This is a genomic window from Pradoshia sp. Z5_111 (assembly GCF_058267535.1).
The window spans coordinates 15841-39402 of record NZ_JBZCPQ010000015.1 but is presented as its reverse complement, the minus strand read 5'-3'; the positions used below and the strand labels follow the sequence as shown (position 1 = coordinate 39402).

Annotated in this window: 28 protein-coding genes; all 28 read right to left on the bottom strand. The window is 41.0% G+C overall.

All coding sequences use genetic code 11. The features are described 5' to 3' along the window. Positions 1–19: 19 nt before the first annotated feature. The 28 genes from rplR to AC4D4A_RS18255 all read right to left on the bottom strand — a co-directional run bounded on the left by rplR (position 20) and on the right by AC4D4A_RS18255 (position 23499). Complete coding sequence (gene rplR, locus AC4D4A_RS18390; protein WP_066102942.1) at positions 20–382, bottom strand: 50S ribosomal protein L18; 363 nt, start codon at positions 380–382, stop codon at positions 20–22. A 32-nt stretch (positions 383–414) separates the two neighbouring features. Next, complete coding sequence (gene rplF / locus AC4D4A_RS18385) at positions 415–951, bottom strand: 50S ribosomal protein L6 (RefSeq protein ID WP_490997177.1); 537 nt, start codon at positions 949–951, stop codon at positions 415–417. 33 nt (positions 952–984) lie between these two features. Then, a complete protein-coding gene (gene rpsH, locus AC4D4A_RS18380) occupies positions 985–1383 on the bottom strand; it encodes a 30S ribosomal protein S8 (protein ID WP_066102945.1) in 399 nt (132 codons plus the stop codon). A gap of 29 nt (positions 1384–1412) precedes the next feature. Next, positions 1413–1598: a 30S ribosomal protein S14 gene (gene rpsN, locus AC4D4A_RS18375; RefSeq protein WP_490553529.1), complete on the bottom strand. Its 186-nt coding sequence runs from the start codon at positions 1596–1598 to the stop codon at positions 1413–1415. 24 nt (positions 1599–1622) lie between these two features. Beyond that, on the bottom strand, positions 1623–2162 hold the full coding sequence (rplE, locus tag AC4D4A_RS18370) for a 50S ribosomal protein L5 (protein ID WP_066102948.1): 540 nt from the start codon (positions 2160–2162) through the stop codon (positions 1623–1625). A 26-nt stretch (positions 2163–2188) separates the two neighbouring features. Further along, the gene (gene rplX / locus AC4D4A_RS18365; RefSeq protein WP_066102951.1) at positions 2189–2500 is read right to left on the bottom strand and encodes a 50S ribosomal protein L24; all 312 of its coding nucleotides are present in this window, start codon (positions 2498–2500) and stop codon (positions 2189–2191) included. A gap of 39 nt (positions 2501–2539) precedes the next feature. Further along, entirely contained in the window at positions 2540–2908 is a 369-nt protein-coding gene (rplN, locus tag AC4D4A_RS18360) for a 50S ribosomal protein L14 (protein WP_066102954.1), read from the bottom strand. 44 nt (positions 2909–2952) lie between these two features. Then, on the bottom strand, positions 2953–3216 hold the full coding sequence (rpsQ, locus tag AC4D4A_RS18355; protein ID WP_490997176.1) for a 30S ribosomal protein S17: 264 nt from the start codon (positions 3214–3216) through the stop codon (positions 2953–2955). A 21-nt stretch (positions 3217–3237) separates the two neighbouring features. Then, positions 3238–3438, bottom strand: a complete 201-nt coding sequence (gene rpmC / locus AC4D4A_RS18350; RefSeq protein WP_066102959.1) for a 50S ribosomal protein L29 — start codon at positions 3436–3438, stop codon at positions 3238–3240. Next, positions 3428–3862 carry a 50S ribosomal protein L16 gene (gene rplP / locus AC4D4A_RS18345; RefSeq protein WP_066102961.1) on the bottom strand — a complete coding sequence of 145 codons (435 nt, stop codon included), beginning with the start codon at positions 3860–3862 and terminating at the stop codon, positions 3428–3430. Before rplP ends, rpmC begins: the two co-directional genes overlap by 11 nt. Position 3863: 1 nt before the next feature. Continuing rightward, positions 3864–4520 (bottom strand): 30S ribosomal protein S3, encoded by a 657-nt coding sequence (rpsC, locus tag AC4D4A_RS18340; protein ID WP_066102964.1) that lies wholly within the window; start codon positions 4518–4520, stop codon positions 3864–3866. 3 nt (positions 4521–4523) lie between these two features. Continuing rightward, the gene (gene rplV, locus AC4D4A_RS18335) at positions 4524–4865 is read right to left on the bottom strand and encodes a 50S ribosomal protein L22 (protein WP_066102967.1); all 342 of its coding nucleotides are present in this window, start codon (positions 4863–4865) and stop codon (positions 4524–4526) included. Positions 4866–4885: 20 nt separating this feature from the next. Further along, positions 4886–5164, bottom strand: a complete 279-nt coding sequence (rpsS, locus tag AC4D4A_RS18330; RefSeq protein ID WP_066102971.1) for a 30S ribosomal protein S19 — start codon at positions 5162–5164, stop codon at positions 4886–4888. A 60-nt stretch (positions 5165–5224) separates the two neighbouring features. Beyond that, on the bottom strand, positions 5225–6055 hold the full coding sequence (gene rplB, locus AC4D4A_RS18325) for a 50S ribosomal protein L2 (protein WP_066102974.1): 831 nt from the start codon (positions 6053–6055) through the stop codon (positions 5225–5227). Positions 6056–6081: 26 nt separating this feature from the next. Beyond that, a complete protein-coding gene (gene rplW / locus AC4D4A_RS18320) occupies positions 6082–6366 on the bottom strand; it encodes a 50S ribosomal protein L23 (RefSeq protein WP_066102977.1) in 285 nt (94 codons plus the stop codon). Next, positions 6366–6992, bottom strand: coding sequence for a 50S ribosomal protein L4 (rplD, locus tag AC4D4A_RS18315; protein ID WP_490997175.1), 627 nt, complete (start codon positions 6990–6992; stop codon positions 6366–6368). The genes rplW and rplD overlap by 1 nt, the downstream gene beginning before the upstream one ends. 26 nt (positions 6993–7018) lie before the next feature. Next, the gene (gene rplC / locus AC4D4A_RS18310; protein WP_490997174.1) at positions 7019–7648 is read right to left on the bottom strand and encodes a 50S ribosomal protein L3; all 630 of its coding nucleotides are present in this window, start codon (positions 7646–7648) and stop codon (positions 7019–7021) included. A 43-nt stretch (positions 7649–7691) separates the two neighbouring features. Next, positions 7692–8000, bottom strand: a complete 309-nt coding sequence (gene rpsJ / locus AC4D4A_RS18305) for a 30S ribosomal protein S10 (RefSeq protein WP_066102989.1) — start codon at positions 7998–8000, stop codon at positions 7692–7694. A 336-nt stretch (positions 8001–8336) separates the two neighbouring features. Continuing rightward, positions 8337–9593 (bottom strand): efflux RND transporter periplasmic adaptor subunit, encoded by a 1257-nt coding sequence (locus tag AC4D4A_RS18300; protein ID WP_490997173.1) that lies wholly within the window; start codon positions 9591–9593, stop codon positions 8337–8339. Then, on the bottom strand, positions 9590–10252 hold the full coding sequence (locus tag AC4D4A_RS18295; RefSeq protein WP_490997172.1) for a hypothetical protein: 663 nt from the start codon (positions 10250–10252) through the stop codon (positions 9590–9592). The genes AC4D4A_RS18300 and AC4D4A_RS18295 overlap by 4 nt, the downstream gene beginning before the upstream one ends. Positions 10253–10535: 283 nt before the next feature. After that, positions 10536–11723 (bottom strand): elongation factor Tu, encoded by a 1188-nt coding sequence (gene tuf, locus AC4D4A_RS18290; RefSeq protein ID WP_490997171.1) that lies wholly within the window; start codon positions 11721–11723, stop codon positions 10536–10538. 124 nt (positions 11724–11847) lie between these two features. After that, positions 11848–13926 (bottom strand): elongation factor G, encoded by a 2079-nt coding sequence (gene fusA, locus AC4D4A_RS18285; protein WP_066103001.1) that lies wholly within the window; start codon positions 13924–13926, stop codon positions 11848–11850. Positions 13927–13974: 48 nt separating this feature from the next. Continuing rightward, a complete protein-coding gene (gene rpsG, locus AC4D4A_RS18280; RefSeq protein WP_066103004.1) occupies positions 13975–14445 on the bottom strand; it encodes a 30S ribosomal protein S7 in 471 nt (156 codons plus the stop codon). Positions 14446–14489: 44 nt separating this feature from the next. Continuing rightward, a complete protein-coding gene (gene rpsL, locus AC4D4A_RS18275; protein ID WP_049672552.1) occupies positions 14490–14912 on the bottom strand; it encodes a 30S ribosomal protein S12 in 423 nt (140 codons plus the stop codon). A gap of 103 nt (positions 14913–15015) precedes the next feature. Further along, positions 15016–15264, bottom strand: coding sequence for a 50S ribosomal protein L7ae-like protein (locus AC4D4A_RS18270; RefSeq protein WP_066103006.1), 249 nt, complete (start codon positions 15262–15264; stop codon positions 15016–15018). A 177-nt stretch (positions 15265–15441) separates the two neighbouring features. After that, positions 15442–19038: a DNA-directed RNA polymerase subunit beta' gene (rpoC, locus tag AC4D4A_RS18265; protein ID WP_490997170.1), complete on the bottom strand. Its 3597-nt coding sequence runs from the start codon at positions 19036–19038 to the stop codon at positions 15442–15444. A 39-nt stretch (positions 19039–19077) separates the two neighbouring features. Further along, on the bottom strand, positions 19078–22641 hold the full coding sequence (gene rpoB / locus AC4D4A_RS18260; protein ID WP_066103012.1) for a DNA-directed RNA polymerase subunit beta: 3564 nt from the start codon (positions 22639–22641) through the stop codon (positions 19078–19080). Positions 22642–22890: 249 nt separating this feature from the next. Further along, positions 22891–23499 carry a class I SAM-dependent methyltransferase gene (locus tag AC4D4A_RS18255; RefSeq protein WP_490997169.1) on the bottom strand — a complete coding sequence of 203 codons (609 nt, stop codon included), beginning with the start codon at positions 23497–23499 and terminating at the stop codon, positions 22891–22893. Positions 23500–23562: the final 63 nt, after the last annotated feature.

Here is a 23562-nt window from a genome sequence, read left to right as displayed (position 1 = left end):
TATGTCCCTCCTTTGTCTATTAGAATTGTAATCCGTTTTCACGTGCAGCATCTGCAAGTGCTTGTATACGTCCGTGATATAAGTATCCTCCACGGTCAAAAACAACTTCGGAAACACCTTTTTCTACAGCACGTTTAGCGATAACTTCGCCAACTTTTTTAGCTGCATCCACGTTACTAGTGGACTCAAGGCTAATTTCTTTATCAAGTGTTGATGCACTAGCTAAAGTAACACCATTAGCATCATCAATAAGCTGTGCATAAATGTGCTTATTGGATCGGAAAACATTTAAACGCGGACGAGACGGTGTACCCGCTAATTTAGCGCGGACACGTGCATGTCTTTTCTTACGAGTAGCGTTTTTGTTAGCCTTCGTGATCATTTACGACACTCCTTTCCTAAGCTTTAGGGCCTTTACTTACCAGTTTTACCTTCTTTACGACGAACTTGTTCGCCAGCATAACGGATACCTTTACCTTTGTAAGGTTCAGGAGGACGTACATCGCGGATGTTAGCAGCTAAAGCTCCAACGCGCTCCTTGTCAGTACCCTTGATTGTGATTTTTGTGTTAGCAGGAACTTCGATTTCAAGTCCTTCTTCTGGTTCGATCTCAACTGGGTGAGAGTATCCTACATTCAATACAAGTTTCTTACCTTGTTTTTGAGCACGATAACCAACCCCGATTAACTCAAGATTTCTTTCGAAGCCTTGGGAGACACCTTCAACCATGTTAGCGATGATAGCGCGTGTAGTACCGTGCAATGAACGATGAAGTTTTTCATCAGTTGGACGGGATACATTTACGATATTATCTTCAACTTTGATTTCGATATCAGAGTGAAAAGTACGAGTCAATTCACCTTTTGGTCCTTTAACAGTTACTGTATTTCCGTTCAAAGTAACTGTAACTCCAGCTGGAATTTCTACAGGTTTTTTACCTACGCGGGACATTTCGTGCACCTCCATTCATCAGTGAAATGTTTATTACCATACGTACGCGATTACTTCTCCGCCAATTTTCTTAGCGCGTGCTTCTTTATCAGAAATAACACCTTGAGAAGTAGATACGATTGCGATTCCAAGTCCGTTTAATACGCGAGGAACATCTCCTGCTTTTGCGTATACACGAAGACCTGGTTTACTGATACGTTTGATACCAGTAATTACGCGCTCGTTGTTAGCACCATATTTTAAGAAGATACGCAAGATACCTTGTTTATTATCTTCAATAAATTCAACGTCACGGATGAAACCTTCACGTTTTAAGATATCAGCTACATCCTTTTTCATTTTGGAAGCTGGAACTTCCAATTTATCGTGACGAACCATGTTCGCATTACGAATGCGAGTTAGCAAATCTGCAATTGGATCTGTCATTACCACAATGATAACCTCCTTCCCGTTTTCGGGTTTTACCAGCTAGCTTTTTTAATGCCTGGAATTTGTCCTTTATATGCTAGTTCACGGAAACAAATACGGCAAAGTTTAAATTTGCGGTATACAGAATGCGGACGGCCGCAGCGTTCGCAACGTGTGTACTCTTGTACTTTAAACTTTGGTGTACGTTGTTGTTTCACGATCATTGATTTCTTAGCCACTTTTTCGCCTCCCTTATTTAGCGATTACTTTTGGAATGGCATTCCGAATTGAGTTAGAAGCTCACGAGCTTCTTCATCAGTATTAGCTGTCGTTACGATAACAATGTCCATGCCGCGGACTTTGTTTACTTTATCGTAGTCGATTTCAGGGAAAATCAACTGTTCCTTAACACCTAATGTGTAGTTACCACGACCGTCGAATGCTTTTTTGGAGATTCCACGGAAGTCACGTACACGTGGTAGGGAAACTGCAATCAATTTATCAAGGAACTCATACATACGCTCTCCGCGTAAAGTTACTTTACAACCGATTGCCATGCCTTCACGAAGACGGAAACCTGCGATAGATTTTTTAGCTTTTGTTACAACTGGTTTTTGACCAGTGATAGTTGCTAATTCTTCTACAGCAGTGTCCAATGCTTTCGCGTTTGAAACGGCATCGCCGACACCCATGTTCACAACGATTTTTTCAAGTTTAGGAACTTGCATTACTGAATTGTATTCAAACTTGCTCATTAGAGCAGGAGTAATTTCTTTTTGATATTTTTCCTTAAGGCGGTTCACTTGTTGTACCTCCCTTCGTTTCTGACTTATTTATCTAAAGATTCACCTGATTTTTTTGCTACACGTACTTTTTTGCCGTCGACTGTTTGATAGCCTACGCGAGTAGGGTTACCAGTCTTAGGATCAATAATCATAACGTTAGAAACATGGATCGCTGCTTCTTGTTCGAAAATACCACCTTGTGGGTTCGCTTGAGAAGGTTTAGCGTGTTTCTTTACAATATTTACACCTTCAACAAGAACACGATCTTTCTTAGGGAATGCTTCAAGAACTACGCCTTGTTTCCCTTTATCCTTGCCGGAGATGACAACTACTTTATCACCTTTTTTTACATGCACGAGATTCGCACCTCCTTGAAAAGTCTATATCACTGTTTATTAAAGAACTTCAGGAGCTAGTGAAACGATTTTCATGAAGTTGCTGTCGCGAAGTTCACGAGCAACAGGTCCAAAAATACGTGTTCCACGAGGGCTCTTGTCATCACGAATAATCACGCATGCATTTTCGTCGAATCGAATGTATGAACCATCTGTACGACGAACGCCGCGTTTAGTACGAACAACAACTGCCTTCACAACGTCACCTTTTTTAACAACGCCTCCTGGTGTTGCTTGTTTGACCGTACATACGATTACATCACCAATATTAGCTGTTTTTCTACCGGAACCGCCAAGAACTTTGATTGTAAGTACTTCACGAGCACCAGAGTTGTCAGCTACTTTCAAACGAGATTCCTGTTGAATCATCTGCGTAACCTCCCTTCGGAATTACTAAATCCGAAACATTTATATTAAATGATAACCGCTTTTTCTACAACTTCTACTAAACGGAAGCGTTTTGTTGCGGATAATGGGCGAGTTTCCATAATCTTAACGATATCGCCAACTTTTGCTTCATTCTTTTCATCATGAGCTTTATATTTTTTGGAGTATTTCACGCGTTTGCCATACAAAGGGTGTGTTTTCTTTGTTTCAACGACAACAGAGATTGTTTTATCCATTTTGTCAGAAACAACACGGCCAGTGTATACTTTGCGCTGGTTGCGTTCACTCATTGTGTGAACCTCCTCTCATTATCAATTGTTTACGTTGAGCTCTCTTTCACGCACAACTGTTTTCATACGTGCAATCGCTTTGCGAACTTCACGAATACGTGCAGGGTTTTCTAATTGTCCTGTAGCAAGCTGGAAGCGAAGGTTAAAAAGCTCTTCTTTAAGTGCTTTAAGTTTTTGTTCTATTTCGGCAGTGGTTAAATCACGGATCTCATTAGATTTCATTTGCTTCACCACCAATTTCTTCACGTTTTACAAACTTACATTTTACTGGAAGTTTGTGAGCTGCAAGACGAAGGGCTTCACGTGCTACCTCTTCAGATACTCCAGCGATTTCGAACATAATTTTACCAGGTTTTACTACTGCTACCCAACCTTCAGGTGCCCCTTTACCGGAACCCATACGTACTTCTAAAGGTTTTGCAGTGTATGGTTTGTGAGGGAAAATTTTAATCCAAACTTTACCGCCACGTTTCATATAACGAGTCATTGCGATACGAGCTGCTTCGATTTGACGGTTTGTGATCCAAGAAGCTTCAAGAGCTTGAAGACCGTATTCGCCGAATGCTACTTCAGTACCGCCTTTTGCACGGCCTCTCATCTTTCCGCGGTGTTCACGGCGATGTTTTACGCGTTTAGGCAATAACATATTATTTTCCTCCTTCCACAGACTTCTTCTTGGTAGGAAGGACTTCTCCACGATAGATCCATACTTTTACTCCAAGCTTTCCGTAAGTAGTGTCCGCTTCTGCTGTAGCATAGTCGATGTCAGCGCGAAGAGTATGAAGTGGAACAGTTCCTTCACTGTAGTGTTCAGCACGAGCGATATCAGCTCCACCTAAACGTCCAGATACTTGAGTTTTGATACCTTTTGCACCAGCGCGCATTGCACGTTGGATAGTTTGTTTTTGTGCACGACGGAAAGATACACGGTTTTCTAATTGACGCGCGATATTTTCCGCTACTAATTTAGCGTCCAAATCAGCTCTCTTGATTTCAATGATGTTGATATGAACACGTTTTTCAGTTAATTGATTAAGTGCTTTACGAAGCGCTTCAACTTCTGTACCACCTTTACCGATAACCATTCCAGGTTTTGCAGTGTGGATAGAAATGTTCACGCGGTTTGCAGCACGTTCGATTTCGATTTTAGAAACAGATGCATCGTGAAGACGTTTCATAATGTACTCACGTACTTTAATGTCTTCATGCAAAAGTTTAGCGTAGTCCTTTTCTGCGAACCATTTGGATTCCCAATCACGGATGATCCCGATACGCATACCGACCGGATTTACCTTTTGACCCACGGATTATCCCTCCTTCTTTTCTGATACAACGATTGTGATGTGGCTTGTGCGTTTGTTAATCGCGCTTGCACGACCCATTGCACGTGGACGGAAACGTTTAAGTGTTGGTCCTTCGTTAGCATAGGCTTCAGAAATGACAAGCGAGTTAACGTCCATATCGTAGTTGTGTTCTGCGTTTGCAACGGCAGATTTTAATACTTTTTCGATAACAGGGGAAGCTGCTTTCGGAGTTAAGTTAAGAATAGCAACTGCTTCGCCTACTTGCTTACCTCGGATTAGATCTAATACTAAACGAGCTTTACGAGGAGCAATACGAACTGTTCTAGCAACAGCTTTTGCTTGCATATTTATGCCCTCCTCTCTGATTAACGTCTTGTTTTCTTATCGTCTCCGGCATGACCTTTGTAAGCGCGAGTTGGTGCGAATTCACCGAACTTGTGGCCTACCATGTCTTCCGTTACATAAACTGGTACGTGTTTGCGTCCATCGTATACAGCAACTGTGTGTCCGATGAATTGTGGGAAGATTGTAGAACGTCTTGACCAAGTTTTGATAACTTGTTTCTTGTCAGCTTCATTCAATGCTTCAACCTTCTTGATGAGATGATCGTCAACAAATGGTCCTTTTTTTAGGCTGCGACCCATGTTTGTGCCTCCCTTCGTGATTGCTCTACGGTTCTACACGCGAACCGTAGTACAACCGCGTTATTTTTTACGACGACGAACAATAAATTTGTCTGATTTGTTTTTCTTTTTACGAGTCTTGAATCCAAGAGCTGGTTTGCCCCAAGGAGTCATTGGAGACTTACGTCCGATAGGTGCTCTACCTTCACCACCACCGTGTGGGTGATCTACTGGGTTCATTACAGAACCACGTACAGTAGGGCGTTTACCTAACCAACGAGAACGTCCCGCTTTACCGATGTTGATAAGTTCGTGTTGCTCGTTACCAACTTGACCGATTGTTGCACGGCAAGTAGCAAGAATCATACGAACCTCTCCGGAATTAAGACGTACTAGTACGTAGCGTCCTTCTTTACCTAGTACTTGAGCAGAAGTACCTGCGGAACGAACTAATTGTCCTCCCTTACCAGGTTTCAACTCGATATTGTGGATAACAGTACCCACTGGGATATTAATTAATGGAAGAGCATTACCTACTTTGATATCCGCTTCTGGTCCAGACATGATTTCCATGCCCACCACCAAGTTTTTCGGAGCAAGAATGTAACGTTTTTCCCCATCAACATAATTGATTAGTGCAATGTTAGCAGAACGGTTTGGATCGTACTCGATAGTAGCAACGCGTCCTGGAATGCCATCTTTATCACGTTTGAAATCAATGATACGGTATTGGCGCTTGTGACCGCCACCTTGATGACGAACAGTTAACTTACCTTGGTTGTTACGGCCACCTTTTCTGTGTAAAGGTGCTAATAATGATTTTTCCGGTTGATCCGTTGTAATTTCAGCGAAATCGGAAACAGTCATTCCGCGACGACCATTACTGGTAGGTTTATACTTTTTAATCGCCATGTTGTGTCCCTCCTTTTCTTTAAAAATTATGCTTCAAAGAATTCGATTTCTTTGCTATCAGCAGTTAGTTTAACAATCGCTTTACGGCGTTTGTTTGTATATCCAGCATGTTTACCCATGCGTTTGAATTTACCTTTGTAGTTCATAACGTTAACTTTTTCAACTTTAACTTCAAAGATTTCTTCAACAGCATCTTTGATTTGAGTTTTATTAGCTCTTACGTCAACTTCAAAAGTATATTTTTTATCGGCCATGATGTCAGCTGAGCTTTCAGTAATGACGGGGCGCTTAATAATATCACGTGCTTCCATTATCCAAGCACCTCCTCTATTTTTTCAACAGCTGTTTTAGTCATGATTAACTTCTCATGTCCTACAACATCCAATACGTTAATAGCGTTAGCTTCAACGATTGTTACTCCCGGAATGTTACGGCCGGAAAGCGCAACGTTTTCGTCTACATCCGCAGTTACGATCAACGCTTTTTTGTTTTCAGTATTCAAGCCTTTTAATACAGCTGTGAATTCTTTAGTTTTTGGTGCTTCAAAAGTTAAAGCATCAAGAACGATTACGTTTTCTTCGTTCACTTTAGCGGAAAGTACAGATTTAATAGCTAAACGACGTACTTTCTTAGGAAGTTTGTAAGAGTAGCTTCTTGGTGTTGGTCCGAATACCACACCACCACCACGCCATTGTGGGGAACGGATAGAACCTTGACGAGCACGTCCAGTTCCTTTTTGACGCCATGGTTTACGGCCGCCGCCTCTTACTTCAGAACGATTTTTAACTTTATGATTTCCTTGGCGCAAAGACGCTCTTTGCATAAGGATTGCTTCAGTTACAACACTCTCATTTGGTTCAATACCAAATACTGATTCGTTAAGCTCTATATCGCCTACTTGAGAACCAGCTTGGTTTAAAAGAGCAATTTTCGGCATTGCGATTTTCCTCCTTTCTCGATAGATTAGTTCGCTTTAACCGCACTTTTGATTTTTAGTAAAGCTTTTTTAGGTCCAGGAACGTTACCTTTGATAAGGATTACGTTACGTTCTGCATCAACCTTAACGATTTCAAGGTTTTGTACAGTGATTTGAGTTCCACCCATACGTCCAGCAAGTTTTTTGCCTTTGAATACGCGGTTTGGAGCAACTGGTCCCATTGAACCAGGACGACGATGGTAACGAGATCCGTGAGACATTGGACCACGAGATTGGTTGTGACGTTTAATTGGTCCTTGGAAACCTTTACCTTTTGAGATTCCTGTTACATCAACGATTTCGCCTTCAGCGAAAAGATCTACCTTGACTTCTTGACCTACCTCATAGTTATTGAGGTCTGCATCGCGAATTTCGCGAGCGAAGCGCTTAGGAGCAGTGTTCGCTTTAGCAGCGTGCCCTTGTTGTGGTTTGTTGTAAAGCATTTCACGAAGATCTTCGTAGCCTAGTTGGATAGCTTCGTAGCCATCGTTTTCAGCAGTTTTCTTTTGAAGAACTACGTTTGGTACTGCTTCAACAACTGTTACCGGGATAAGTTCACCGTTCTCAGCAAATACTTGAGTCATACCGATTTTTCTACCTAAGATTCCTTTGGTCATGAGTCACACCTCCTAGTGTTTTCTTTTTATTTTTATGAAACGATTATAATTTGATTTCGATATCTACGCCAGATGGTAAATCTAAACGCATTAGTGAATCTACAGTTTGTGGTGTAGGATTTACAATGTCGATTAGACGTTTGTGCGTGCGCATTTCGAACTGCTCACGAGAATCTTTGTATTTATGAACCGCACGTAGGATCGTGTACACGTTTTTCTCAGTCGGAAGTGGAATCGGACCGGAAACAGCTGCACCAGAACGTTTTGCAGTTTCTACAATTTTCTCAGCAGATTGATCAAGAATTCTGTGATCATATGCTTTTAAACGAATGCGAATCTTTTGTTTTGCCATTATTTTCCCTCCTTTATCGCCTATTTTGTAATAGACATTCTCCGTGGAAATCTCCTTACACACGCGCCATGGCAAAGCGGCCGGGTGTGTCAGCAACCTTCCACATCATCGCAATGAAAAGACCAACATTGTCTATTATACATTATACTTTCTGGGTATGCAACAGTTAAAAATAATTTCTTCTATCACACGAATATTAGTATACAATCTCACTTCTACTTTTTCAAGTTATCGTTCTTCTTTCCATTAATATACTAGCTTTCTCTCTCAAACATAACAAAAAGAGGAAAGTATGCACCTTCCCCTCTCTCATCACTTATCATATTTATCTCATAATCATTGTATTATACCTCTTGCTACTAGCCATAACTTTTCTTCCACATTAAATTGTTTATACGTCTTCTTATTTACATAATCGAAGTCAACGGACTTTATGTACCTAGTATCCCCATTTATGCTAGCATCGGCTAAAGGTAGTATACGTTGTTTTTCTTTGAGCCCCTTAGTCACGGCCACTTTATCACCAAATACTAATCCAGCCTTAATCTTCTTTTGTTTTAGCTCTCCCTTTTCAAGAAGTACCACATGATTACCTGCCAGGCTTTTCTTTGGTAAGACAACTACATTGTTAAGCTCCTTCAATGTGATAGCGGCAGCTACATGGGATCCGATTAATAACTGACTCTCTGCAGCCTCTTCTGATGATTCACTTGGATCTTCTGGCTGAACCGATATATTATAGAAGCTTTTATCATTCTTATCATTTTTACTAAACGGAATATCACTTATTTTTATTACTTTGCCTTTAATCAATCCCGAATCCAAATGTTTCGGTTTAATCATAACTTCCTGATCAAATTTTATTCGCTGGATATCATCTTCGCCAACTAATACATTCACCACTATAGAGGCTTGATTCATAATAGTTAGTAACGGATTATCTGCTGTCCTGCTAAAGTCATTTCTTTGCACGATAGTTCCATCAATTTTACTTTCTATTGTAATTTGATCTTCAGCACTGTTGGCCAGATCTATCTGTGTTTGATTTTCCTCTATTTGCAGCTCAGTCATCTTAATTTCATATTCTATGTTTTTTATCTCATACTCCAATATACGTGTGTTATCTAAATCTGGTTCCGCCTTCTCATCATCGTTGTCGGCAGTTTGTAAGCTGTTATACTCTTCGACCTCCGACTGAAGCAAGGAAATATCCTCATTCAATTTTTCTATTTTCATAGAAAGGCGTTTGTTAGCTTCTTCTAATCCAGTTATGACATCGCTACTATCAGTATTAGTTAAATAACTTAGCAATGGTGTACCTACTTGGACCTGCTGACCCTCTTCAACCAAGATTTCATCGAGCATCCCCCTTGGTTCTTCATAAAAGACCTTATATATTTCAGATGGCTCAGCCTCCCCTTCAGTTTGAAGTGTTTCTTTTAATGTACCTTTTTTGGTGGTATGAGGATCTGTAATAAGGACTGTCCGATCAATTTTATCTATTTTGTAAATAATAATGCTATTTGTAAGTATAAATAAGAGAACGGCTAATGACACAAGAGACCATTTTTTCTTCCCAAGGCTAGAATTCATATAATCACCTTCATGACTCTAAATAATGTATCCGTTGCCCCATCCAGCATTATAAATAAAATCCAGGATAAAGATACAGTTATAATCACTCTCTTTTTACTATAATCAAGTGACTTGTGGAAAATTCGATATTGAAGATAGCCTGCCAACAGTATAAATATCGTAATGTTTGCAGCTAATTCCACCCAAAAGATCTGTGGTGTAAGCATTTGTGTAATGACTCCTAGACTAAAGGGAGATGAATGTTCAGGAACCCTTAGTAGCAGCATACATATTAGTTCCATTGTCTTCGCTACGAGCATCACCATTAAAGGTATAAGCTGATGTTTCCACACTCTTCGAAAAGAGAGGTCCTCAAAAACGATCCAAAATAGCACTGTAAAATATAATGTGAACAACAACGGATATAAGAGACCAGCAGCTAGTTTACCAATAAAGTATAAAAACTTGGTCGTTTCCCATCTGACTTCTTTTAGAGTCTCCATATACACAGACAAGTTTTCACTGCCCAAACCTAGATATCCATAGGCACCAAACAAGACCATACTATAGAAAAGTAATCCACCAAACAAAAGTATGTATTGAGTTTTTGTCATTACGCCTCTCAACTCGATGTTTGTTTCTCGAGGGTGAAGCATAGATTTTAACGTTCCTATCATCCTTTGTCCCCCAATAAAAAATTCGCATATATCTATTGTATCTGATTTTTTACATCGTAGGAAGTTTATGGATGTTATTTAGTTTCGATTTTTTGTCAGTAATTAGCAGGATATTGTAAACAAGGGAGTATGAGAGGATGTATTATTTTTTGTTAGCGGAGAGTTGCTGATTATAAAGTTCTAAATGAACGAACGGTGTAGTGTAAACCAATTCTGCAATTTTTGCGGAACATAAACATAAAAAAACAGGCGGTTGTACACCCGCCTGTTTTAATAAGTAAAATTATTCTTGAATGCTAGCAACTACGCCTGCGCCTACTGTACGTCCGCCTTCACGAATAGAGAACTTAGTTCCTTCTTCGATCGCAACAGGAGCGATAAGTTCAACAGACATTTCGATGTTGTCTCCAGGCATAACCATTTCAGTTCCTTCTGGAAGGTTTACAACACCAGTTACGTCAGTTGTACGGAAGTAGAATTGTGGACGGTAGTTAGAGAAGAATGGAGTGTGACGTCCGCCTTCTTCTTTAGACAATACGTAAACTTCAGCTTTGAATTTAGTGTGTGGGTTGATAGTACCTGGTTTAGCAAGTACTTGTCCACGTTGGATTTCTTCACGTGCTACACCACGAAGAAGAGCTCCAATGTTGTCACCAGCTTCAGCGTAATCAAGAAGCTTACGGAACATTTCTACACCAGTAACAGTTGTAGATTTTGGTTCTTCAGCAAGACCGATGATTTCAATAACGTCACCAACTTTAACTTGACCACGTTCAACACGGCCAGTTGCAACTGTACCACGACCAGTGATAGAGAATACGTCCTCTACTGGCATCATGAATGGTTTTTCAGTGTCACGAGTTGGAGTTGGGATGTACTCGTCAACTGCAGTCATAAGCTCGTTGATTTTTTCTTCCCACTCAGCTTCGCCTTCAAGAGCTTTAAGAGCAGAACCTTTGATTACTGGGATATCATCGCCAGGGAATTCGTATTCAGAAAGAAGGTCACGAATTTCCATTTCAACTAGTTCAAGAAGTTCTTCATCATCAACCATGTCACATTTGTTCATGAATACAACAAGGTAAGGTACACCTACTTGACGAGAAAGAAGGATGTGCTCACGAGTTTGTGGCATTGGGCCGTCAGCAGCAGATACTACTAAGATACCGCCGTCCATTTGTGCTGCACCAGTGATCATGTTTTTAACATAGTCAGCATGTCCTGGGCAGTCAACGTGTGCATAGTGACGAGTTTCAGTTTCATACTCAACGTGTGCAGTAGAGATTGTGATACCACGTTCTCTTTCTTCTGGAGCACCATCGATTTGGTCGTAAGCGCGAGCTTCAGCTCCACCTACTTTTGCAAGTACAGAAGTGATTGCAGCTGTTAAAGTTGTTTTACCATGGTCAACGTGACCGATTGTTCCGATATTAACGTGTGGTTTAGAACGATCAAATTTAGCTTTTGCCATTTTAGGAATTTCCTCCTTTAATATAAGAAAATTGGTTTTTTTATACTATGTGCCAAGACAGTTGACAATGTCTTCTATCTTGGCTTACATAAGTAGTTATACTTTAATAAAGAATGAAAATCAATTATTCACCTTTATTTTTTTTGATAATCTCTTCAGCGATGCTCTTAGGAACTTCTTCGTAATGATCGAAAGTCATAGAGAATACGCCGCGTCCTTGAGTGTTGGAACGCAATGTTGTTGCGTAACCGAACATTTCAGATAGAGGTACCATAGCACGTACAACTTGTGCGTTACCGCGTGCTTCCATACCTTCTACACGTCCACGACGAGCTGTGATATTACCCATGATGTCACCCATGTACTCTTCAGGGATAACAACTTCAACGCTCATCATTGGCTCAAGGATAACTGGATTACATTTTTTCGCTGCATTTTTAAGAGCTAAAGATGCTGCTACTTTAAATGCCATCTCAGAGGAGTCTACGTCATGGTAAGAACCATCAAATAGTTTTGCTTTAATATCGATTAATGGGTAGCCAGCAAGCACACCGCGGTCAAGAGCGTCTTCTAGACCAGCTTGTACAGCAGGAACGTATTCACGTGGTACTACACCACCAACGATAGCATTTTCGAATTCGAAGCCTTTACCTTCTTCGTTAGGTGAGAATTCGATCCAAACGTGACCGTATTGTCCACGTCCACCGGATTGACGAGCAAATTTACCCTCAACCTGTGCAGGTGTACGGAAAGTCTCACGGTAAGCAACCTGAGGTGCACCAACATTAGCTTCTACTTTGAATTCACGACGCATACGGTCTACAAGAATATCTAAGTGAAGCTCACCCATACCTTCGATAATCGTTTGACCAGTTTCTTGGTCAGTATGAGCGCGGAAAGTTGGATCTTCCTCTTGAAGCTTTTGAAGAGCAGTAGACATTTTGTCTTGGTCTGCTTTAGATTTAGGTTCAATTGAAAGAGAGATAACTGGCTCAGGGAATTCCATGGATTCCAAGATAACCAGGTTCTTTTCTTCACATAGAGTATCTCCAGTTGTAGTATCTTTTAGACCTACAGCAGCGGCGATATCCCCAGCGTGTACTTCTGAGATCTCTTGACGGGAGTTCGCATGCATTTGCAGGATACGTCCTACACGCTCGCGTTTTCCTTTAGTAGAGTTTTGTACGTATGAACCGGAGCTCAAAGTACCAGAGTATACACGGAAGAATGTTAATTTACCAACATAAGGGTCAGTCATAACTTTGAAAGCAAGCGCAGAGAATGGCTCGCTGTCATCAGCATGACGTTCAACTTCCTCATCTGTATCCGGTAGAATACCTTTGATTGCAGGTACATCTAATGGAGATGGAAGGTAGTCGATTACAGCATCTAGCATTAACTGAACACCTTTGTTTTTGAATGCAGAACCACAGATAACTGGGTAGAATTCAACGTTTACAGTACCTTTACGGATAGCTGCTTTCAATTCCTCTTTAGTGATTTCTTCACCGCCAAGGTATTTTTCCATTAATTCTTCGTCAAGTTCTGCTACTGCTTCTATTAACTTCTCACGGTATTCTTCTGCTATTGCCATGTGCTCTTCAGGAATTTCACGAACTTCGATATCAGTACCAAGGTCGTTACCATAGAATACTGCGTTCATTTCCACTAGGTCAATGATTGCTTCGAAGTCATCTTCAGCACCGATTGGTATCTGAATTGGATGTGCATTCGCTTGAAGACGTTCATGTAAAGTTTTTACGGAGTATAAGAAATCCGCACCGATTTTGTCCATTTTGTTAACAAAAACAACACGTGGTACTCCGTAAGTTGTAGCTTGGCGCCAAACTGTTTCAGTTTGTGGTTCAACACCGGATTGTGCATCTAGTACTGCTACCGCACCATCTAGTACACGAAGGGAACGTTCAACTTCAACTGTGAAGTCTACGTGTCCTGGTGTGTCGATGATATTTACGCGGTGTTCTTTCCAAGCTGCTGTTGTTGCAGCAGATGTGATCGTGATTCCACGTTCTTGTTCTTGCTCCATCCAGTCCATTTGTGATGCACCTTCATGAGTTTCTCCAATTTTGTGGATACGACCTGTGTAGTAAAGAACGCGCTCAGTAGTCGTCGTTTTACCAGCATCGATATGAGCCATGATACCAATATTACGAGTTTTTTCTAAGGAGAACTCTCTAGCCATTGGGTCTTTCTCCTTCCTTGTGAATATAGATTTTTAGTATTTTTGATTTTACCAACGATAGTGAGCGAAAGCTTTGTTAGCTTCAGCCATTTTATGTGTATCTTCGCGTTTCTTAACAGAAGCGCCAGTGTTATTAGCTGCATCCATGATTTCGTTAGCTAAACGCTCTTCCATAGTTTTTTCACCACGAAGACGAGCATAGTTTACTAACCAACGAAGTCCTAGAGTAGTACGTCTGTCAGGGCGAACCTCAACTGGTACTTGGTAGTTAGCTCCACCTACACGGCGTGCTCTAACTTCTAGAACTGGCATGATATTTTTTAAAGCTTGATCGAAAACTTCCATTGGATCATTACCAGTACGCTCTCTTACGATATCAAAAGAAGCATAAAGGATTTTTTGGGAAGTCCCTCTTTTTCCATCGATCATCATTTTGTTGATCAATTTTGTTACAAGCTTGGAATTATATATCGGATCAGGTAATACATCTCTTTTTGAAACAGGTCCTTTACGAGGCATATTTTGTTCCTCCTTTCAAAGAAGTAATTATTTTTGGTTGATAATTATTTTTTAGCTGCTTTAGGTTTTTTCGTACCGTATTTAGAACGACCTTGCATACGGTTGTTAACGCCTGCAGTATCAAGTGCGCCACGCACGATGTGGTAACGTACCCCTGGAAGGTCTTTTACACGTCCTCCACGGATTAATACAACACTGTGCTCTTGCAAGTTGTGGCCGATACCAGGAATGTAAGCAGTAACCTCGATTCCATTAGTCAAACGTACACGCGCATATTTACGTAACGCGGAGTTTGGTTTCTTTGGAGTCATTGTACCAACACGAGTACATACCCCACGTTTTTGTGGAGATGATACGTTTGTTTGGGATTTCTTGAAGCTATTGTAACCTTTATTCAAAGCTGGAGACTTTGATTTTTCTTCTTTAGATTTACGTGGCTTACGTACCAATTGGTTAATAGTTGGCATGATGTTTCCTCCCTTCAAAATTGGTTCCCCTAGTCCCACACATCCAGGTGGTTCATAAAAGGGTAAAAACAAAGTTTTTGCATCAACTGCAAAAACAGTTTTTCTATTTCATAATGACAACAGCTGCTGCTCCAACATCTATTTTGCATGCTTTTCCGAGCAACCTCATCGAGTCTACATAATCGATTGGAACGGAATACTCTTTAGCAGCATCAATTACTTTTGATGTGATTGTTGAATCAGCATCAAGAGCAATAATAACTGTTTCGGCATTTCCTGTTCGGAGAGCTTTCACTGTTTGTTTCGTCCCTATTATCAGGTTCTTTGCCTGAGATACTTTTTCATAAGACATCATTAATATCCTCCAAAGTAACAGGTTAATAGGAGCACCTTTGCTATAGTACCATTTATAAAACATAAATGTCAACAATCGCACGAAAAAAATTAATTTGTTACCCTTATTTACTTTATATATATACAGAAGATTAGCCGGATTGATCATCCGGCTACCTCTTCTGATGTAGATTGATTACTCAGCTGGAACCGTTTCTTCCTTTTGTTCAGTTAGAACCGGAACAGCTTTACGGTAACGATGCATACCTGTACCAGCAGGTATTAACTTACCGATAATAACGTTCTCTTTAAGTCCAAGCAATTCATCGCGTTTTCCTTTAATCGCTGCATCTGTAAGAACACGAGTAGTTTCCTGGAAGGATGCGGCGGACAGGAAGGAATCCGTTTCAAGAGATGCTTTTGTAATACCAAGCAATAGCGGGCGTCCAGTAGCTGGATTTTTACCTTGAAGCAACGCATCATGGTTTGCTTTTGTGAACTGATGAATATCCAGTAATGTTCCTGGCAATACATCGGTTTCTCCAGCATCGATAACACGAATTTTCTTAAGCATTTGACGAACCATAACCTCTACGTGTTTATCGCCAATTTCTACCCCTTGCATACGGTATACTTTTTGCACTTCTTTTAACAGGTATTCCTGTACTGTACGTACATTTGTAACTTTAAGAAGTTCTTTTGGATCAATAGATCCTTCTGTAAGCTCCTGACCAGGAACAACAGTGTCATTTACATTCACTTTCAAGCGTGCAGAATACGGAGCTGTATAAGAACGGCTTTCCACTGCACCTTGGATTGTAATTTCCTGTTGTTTGTCACGGACTTCGTTAATCGCTGTAACCGTACCTTCGATTTCAGCAATAACTGCCTGCCCTTTAGGGTTACGTGCTTCAAACAACTCCTGAATACGCGGAAGACCTTGTGTAATATCGTCTCCGGCAACCCCACCTGTATGGAAAGTACGCATTGTCAACTGTGTACCAGGTTCACCGATGGATTGAGCAGCAATGATTCCGACTGCTTCACCAACTTCAACCTCTTGACCAGTTGCAAGGTTACGTCCGTAACATTTCTTACATACACCATGGCGAGTGTTACATGTAAACGCAGAGCGAATTGTAACTTCTTCAATACCAAGTTCTTCAATTTTTTGAGCAAGATCTTCAGTGAAGATTTCGTTCTCATTAATCAGAACTTCGCCTGTTTCAGGGTGTTTAACTTTCTTCCTTGCATAACGTCCTACCAGACGTTCTTCAAGGCTTTCGATCGTTTCTGTACCATCTTTCAAAGCTCTTACTTCTAAGCCGCGGTCTGTTCCACAGTCATCTTCTCTAACGATAACATCCTGTGCAACATCAACCAGACGTCTTGTTAAGTAACCGGAATCGGCTGTTTTCAGTGCTGTATCGGCAAGACCTTTACGCGCACCGTGAGTGGAGATGAAGTACTCCAATACCGTTAAGCCTTCACGGAAACTTGATTTGATTGGGAGCTCAATAATACGACCAGCCGGGTTGGCCATCAATCCACGCATACCCGCAAGCTGCGTAAAGTTAGATGCGTTACCACGGGCTCCGGAATCACTCATCATAAAGATTGGATTCAAGTGATGTAAGGATGCCATTAGCTTACTTTGGATATCATCCTTCGCTTCACTCCAAATTGAGATAACACGGTCATAACGTTCTTCTTCTGTGATTAAACCACGTCTGAATTGTTTCATAACACTGTCTACTTTACCTTGAGCTTTTTCAAGAATTTCTTGTTTTTCAGGTAAAACGACGATATCTGCAACCCCTACAGTAATACCTGCACGAGTCGAATATTTAAATCCTAAATCCTTCATGCGGTCAAGCATTTTGGATGTTTCAGTTATTTTAAAACGTTTAAAGACTTCAGCAATAATGTTACCAAGAATTTTCTTCTTAAATGGTTGGATTCTTTCGCGATTCGCCAAGATCTCCTTCACATTTGCTCCCTTTTCAACAAAATATTTCTCTGGTGTTTTTTCTTCCAGATTGGATCTTGTTGGTTCGTTAATATAAGGGAAAGTTTCAGGAAGAATTTCATTGAATATCAATTTACCAACAGTAGTAAGCAATAATTGCTTATTCTGTTCTTCCGTAAACGTTTCGTTATTTAAAGAACTAGCATGTACAGCTACACGAGTGTGTAAGTGAACATATCCGTTTTGATAGGCAAGTACTGCTTCATTAGTGTCGTTGAAGATCATACCTTCTCCAACTGCACCTGGTCTTTCCATTGTCAGATAATAGTTACCAAGAACCATATCCTGGGATGGAGTTACAACCGGTTTACCATCCTTAGGGTTAAGGATGTTTTGTGCAGCTAGCATCAATAGACGGGCTTCCGCTTGTGCTTCTGCAGATAAAGGTACGTGAACAGCCATTTGGTCACCGTCAAAGTCAGCGTTATAAGCTGTACATACTAACGGGTGAAGTCGAATAGCTCTACCTTCAACTAATGTTGGTTCGAACGCCTGGATTCCTAGACGGTGAAGTGTTGGGGCACGGTTTAATAATACCGGGTGCTCCTTAATTACTTCTTCAAGCACATCCCAAATATCAGGAGAATGTCTTTCGATCTTTCTCTTAGCTGATTTGATGTTATGAGCCAATCCTTTTTCAACAAGTTCTTTCATCACGAAAGGCTTGAATAGTTCGATTGCCATTTCCTTCGGCAAACCACATTGGTACATTTTCAAGTTTGGTCCTACAACGATAACGGAACGACCAGAGTAGTCAACACGTTTACCTAGTAAGTTTTGACGGAAACGTCCTTGTTTACCCTTAAGCATATGAGACAAAGACTTAAGCGGACGGTTACCAGGTCCTGTTACAGGACGGCCACGTCGACCGTTATCAATCAATGCGTCAACTGCTTCCTGAAGCATACGCTTTTCATTTTGAACAATGATGCTTGGAGCACCTAAATCAAGCAGACGTTTCAAACGATTGTTACGGTTGATTACTCTGCGATACAGGTCATTCAAGTCAGACGTTGCAAAACGACCACCATCCAATTGAACCATTGGACGAAGTTCAGGAGGAATAACCGGAAGTACATCCAGAATCATCCAAGAAGGTTCGTTACCTGAATGACGGAATGCTTCCAATACTTCAAGACGTTTAATCGCACGTGTGCGGCGTTGTCCCTGAGCTGTTTTAAGCTCTTCTTTCAAGGATTCTACCTCTTTGTTAAGATCGATATCCTGAAGAAGCTTTTTAATGGATTCTGCACCCATCCCAGCTTGGAACTTGTTGCCGTATTTATCACGGTATGCACGGTATTCTTTCTCAGAAAGAAGCTGCTTTCTCTCTAAAGCAGTATCTCCTGCTTCTGTAACAACGTAAGAAGCAAAATAAATTACTTCTTCCAAGGCACGCGGAGACATGTCAAGTAAAAGACCCATACGGCTTGGAATTCCTTTAAAGTACCAAATATGAGAAACCGGAGCAGCCAATTCAATATGGCCCATACGCTCACGTCTCACTTTAGCTCTAGTTACTTCAACACCACAACGGTCACAAACTACACCTTTGTAGCGTACTCTTTTATATTTACCGCAGTGGCATTCCCAGTCCTTTGTAGGACCGAAAATGCGCTCACAGAACAACCCATCTTTTTCAGGTTTAAGTGTACGGTAGTTTATAGTTTCTGGCTTTTTCACTTCTCCGAAAGACCAAGAGCGAATCTTATCCGGTGAAGCAAGGCCTATTTTCATATATTCAAAATTGTTTACATCCAACAAGGGGCCTACCTCCCTTTCCGTATCCCAATATCACTAAGGTTACTCGATTGTACCAACTGTTTCTGATTCGGGACTTTTCACATCAGGATCTATGGTTAATGTATCTGCTTGGTGAATATCGTCATCATCTTCCAGATCACGCATTTCAATTTCTTTATCATCACCAGAAAGAATCTTAACATCCATACCTAAACTTTGAAGTTCCTTGATTAAAACCTTGAAAGATTCCGGAACGCCCGGTTCAGGTACATTGTCACCTTTTACAATTGCTTCATAAGTTTTCACACGACCAACAACATCATCAGATTTAACTGTAAGGATTTCTTGAAGTGTGTATGCAGCACCATATGCTTCAAGCGCCCATACCTCCATCTCACCAAAACGCTGACCACCGAATTGAGCTTTACCACCCAATGGCTGTTGCGTAACAAGTGAGTAAGGTCCTGTTGAACGGGCATGAAGTTTATCATCAACCATGTGTGCCAGTTTGATCATATACATGACACCAACGGAAACACGGTTATCAAATGGTTCTCCAGTTCTGCCGTCATAAAGAATTGTTTTCGCATCGCGAGACATACCAGCCTCTTCGATTGTATCCCAAACATCTTCTTCACGAGCACCGTCAAATACAGGAGTTGCCACATGGATTCCAAGCTGTCTTGCAGCCATACCTAAGTGCAATTCCAATACCTGACCGATATTCATACGTGATGGTACCCCTAATGGGTTCAACATGATATCGACAGGTGTTCCATCCGGAAGGAAAGGCATATCTTCTTCAGGTAAAATTCGGGAGATAACCCCTTTGTTACCGTGACGACCGGCCATTTTATCTCCTTCATGGATTTTACGTTTCTGAACGATGTATACACGTACCAACTGGTTTACACCTGGTGGCAGTTCATCACCGTCTTCACGTGTAAAGACTTTAACATCATGGACAATACCTCCGCCGCCATGCGGTACACGGAGAGATGTGTCACGAACTTCACGAGCCTTCTCACCAAAGATTGCATGTAACAATCTTTCTTCAGCAGTCAGCTCCGTAACCCCTTTAGGAGTTACCTTACCAACTAGAAGGTCACCGTCTTTAACTTCGGCACCGATGCGAATGATTCCACGGTCATCCAAATTGCGCAGGGCATCTTCCCCAACATTTGGAATGTCACGTGTAATTTCTTCCGGTCCAAGTTTAGTATCACGAGCTTCAGATTCATATTCTTCAATATGAATAGAAGTATATACATCGTCTTTTACAAGACGTTCACTCATAATGATGGCATCCTCATAGTTATAACCATCCCATGTCATGAAGGCAACAAGTACGTTTTGGCCTAATGCCAATTCGCCAAGCTCCATGGATGGACCATCTGCAAGGATTTCTCCTTTAACAACACGGTCACCCGATTTGACGATCGGACGTTGGTTATAACATGTTCCTTGGTTAGAACGGATGAATTTAAGGGTACGGTATTTATCAAGATTACCTTTTACCTCTTCACCATCTACTTCACTAACACGTCTTACCCAGATTTCTCTGGCTTCCACGTGTTCTACGATTCCATCGTGCTTACAAATAACAGCAGCACCGGAATCTTTACCTGATACATATTCCATACCTGTACCAACAATTGGAGCCTGCGGACGAATAAGCGGAACCGCTTGACGTTGCATGTTCGCTCCCATAAGGGCACGGTTGGAGTCATCGTTTTCAAGGAACGGGATACAAGCTGTTGCAGCCGATACAACCTGTTTAGGTGATACGTCCATATAGTCAACGCGATCACGTTTAACAACTGTATTTTCACCACGGAAACGAGCCACAACTTCCTCGTTCATAAATCCACCATCTTCAGTTAGCGGGGCATTTGCCTGTGCCACTACATAAAGATCCTCTTCATCAGCAGTCAAGTAATCCATTCGATCAGTTACTTTGCCTGTCGCAGGGTCTACCCTTCTATATGGCGTTTCAATGAAACCGTATGGGTTTACTTTTGCGAATGTAGATAATGAGTTAATCAAACCAATGTTTGGTCCCTCAGGTGTTTCAATTGGGCACATACGTCCATAGTGGGAATAGTGAACGTCACGAACTTCCATTCCGGCACGTTCCCTTGTTAAACCACCAGGTCCAAGTGCAGACAATCTCCGTTTATGTGTCAATTCAGCAAGTGGATTTGTTTGATCCATAAACTGAGACAACTGGGAGCTTCCAAAGAATTCTTTAATAGAAGCAATAACCGGGCGAATGTTAATAAGCTGCTGCGGTGTAATCGTGTTTGTATCCTGGATGGACATTCTCTCACGAACCACACGCTCCATACGGGATAAACCAATTCTGAATTGGTTTTGCAATAGCTCACCAACTGAACGCAGACGTCGGTTACCTAAATGATCGATATCATCTGTGTCGCCAACACCATGCAGTAAGTTAAAGAAGTAACTGATAGTAGATACAATATCAGCAGGTGTAATGTTTTTAACTTTCTTTTCTACATAAGCATTGCCGATAACGTTAATTACCTTTTCACCTTCAGCATCGCTCGGTGCATAGATTTTAACATTTTGAACCAGTACATCTTCTTCTACGACTCCCCCAACAGGGTTGTACGTTTTGAAGCCAATCCCATTTTCTAAGTAAGGGATGATTTTATCGAGAGTACGGCGATCCAACAAAGTATCTTTTTCAACTAAGATTTCTCCTGTTTCAGGGTCCACCAAAGTTTCAGCTACTTTTTGGTTGAAAAGACGATTTTTTATATGAAGTTTCTTGTTAATTTTATAGCGTCCTACATTTGCCAAATCATATCTCTTCGGATCAAAGAAACGTGAAACAAGCAAACTCTTCGCATTTTCGACCGTAGGCGGTTCACCTGGGCGAAGACGCTCATAGATTTCAAGCAAAGCTTTTTCTGTACTTTCAGTATTATCTTTTTCCAATGTGTTACGGATGTACTCGTTATCACCGATTAGATCGATGATTTCTTGATCAGAGCCGAATCCAAGAGCACGCAAAAGAACCGTTACCGGCAACTTCCTTGTACGATCGATTCTTACGTAAACTACATCTTTCGCGTCAGTTTCATATTCCAACCATGCTCCGCGGTTTGGAATTACGGTAGCCGTGAATCCACGCTTTCCGTTTTTGTCAACCTTCCCGCTGTAGTATACACTCGGGGATCGTACTAATTGGGATACGATAACACGTTCGGCACCGTTTATAACAAACGTTCCCGTTTCCGTCATGAGAGGGAAATCACCCATAAAGACATCTTGGTCTTTAACTTCTCCCGTCTCTTTGTTTACAAGTCTTACTTTAACCCGTAATGGGGCGGAGTAGGTTACATCCCGCTCCTTAGATTCTTCCACAGGATATTTCGGGTCTCCAAGGCTATAATCGATAAACTCCAGAGACAGATTTCCTGTAAAATCCTCGATAGGGGAAATGTCCTGGAACATTTCTCTTAAGCCCTCATCAAGAAACCATTGATAGGAAGAGGTTTGAATTTCAATTAAATTCGGTAATTCGAGCACTTCGCTAATGCGCGCATAGCTCCGGCGTTGGCGATGTCGTCCATACTGAACAAGTTGACCTGTCAACTGATTCACCCCTCAAATAAAGCGTTTATGATAGAATTTATATTCTAACAGCCATATACAAGCTGATAGAACAAAAAAGAAAAAGGGTTTCAATCTGAAAACCTCAATTTCAAAAACGCATAGTATTGGTTTATTTTTTCCATATTTTCCAGAACATATACACATTTATTTGTTTCTTTACCAAAATGTGCAGGGTGTCCCAAATTATATATATGCATTTTTTAATATTAACATAGGCATATTGTCAAGTCAAACTTTTTTAGACTTCAAAATATAGTACCCTTTTTTCTTTATAATGACCTCGACGTTTCCAAAAACATCTTCCATTTTAGCCATTGCGGATGGAGCTCCCTGTTTCTTTTGAATGACAATCCACAACTCGCCGCCATCCTGTAAAACACTCTTACTTCTTTCAAGTATTTCATGTACCACTTTTTTTCCGGCTCTGATGGGCGGGTTCGAAACAACCGCTGCAAACTCAGTTTCCGTAACATTTTGATAAACAGTACTCTCATAAATCTTAACATTTTTGATCTCATTGATTCGAGCATTTTCCCCTGACAAATGGAGAGCTCTTTCATTCACATCTACCATATGAATTGTTCTGTCAGAAAAAGAATCAGCCAAAGATAAACCTATCGGGCCATAACCGCAGCCGACATCAATGATTGGCTGTTTGCCGGAAGCCTCAGGTTCCACGAAGGCCTCTATTAACAATCTTGAACCAAAATCAACCTCACGTTTAGAAAAAACACCAGCATCTGTTTTAAAACGAAATGTCTTCCCTCTTAAAGTATAGCTCCATTCATCAGGATTACTATCAACCTGAGGATTGCGGGAAAAATAATGATCTGACAACCCAGATCCCTCCTGACCAATTGCATTTCGGATCGTTTTAACGAAAACCTAAATTCCAACTTT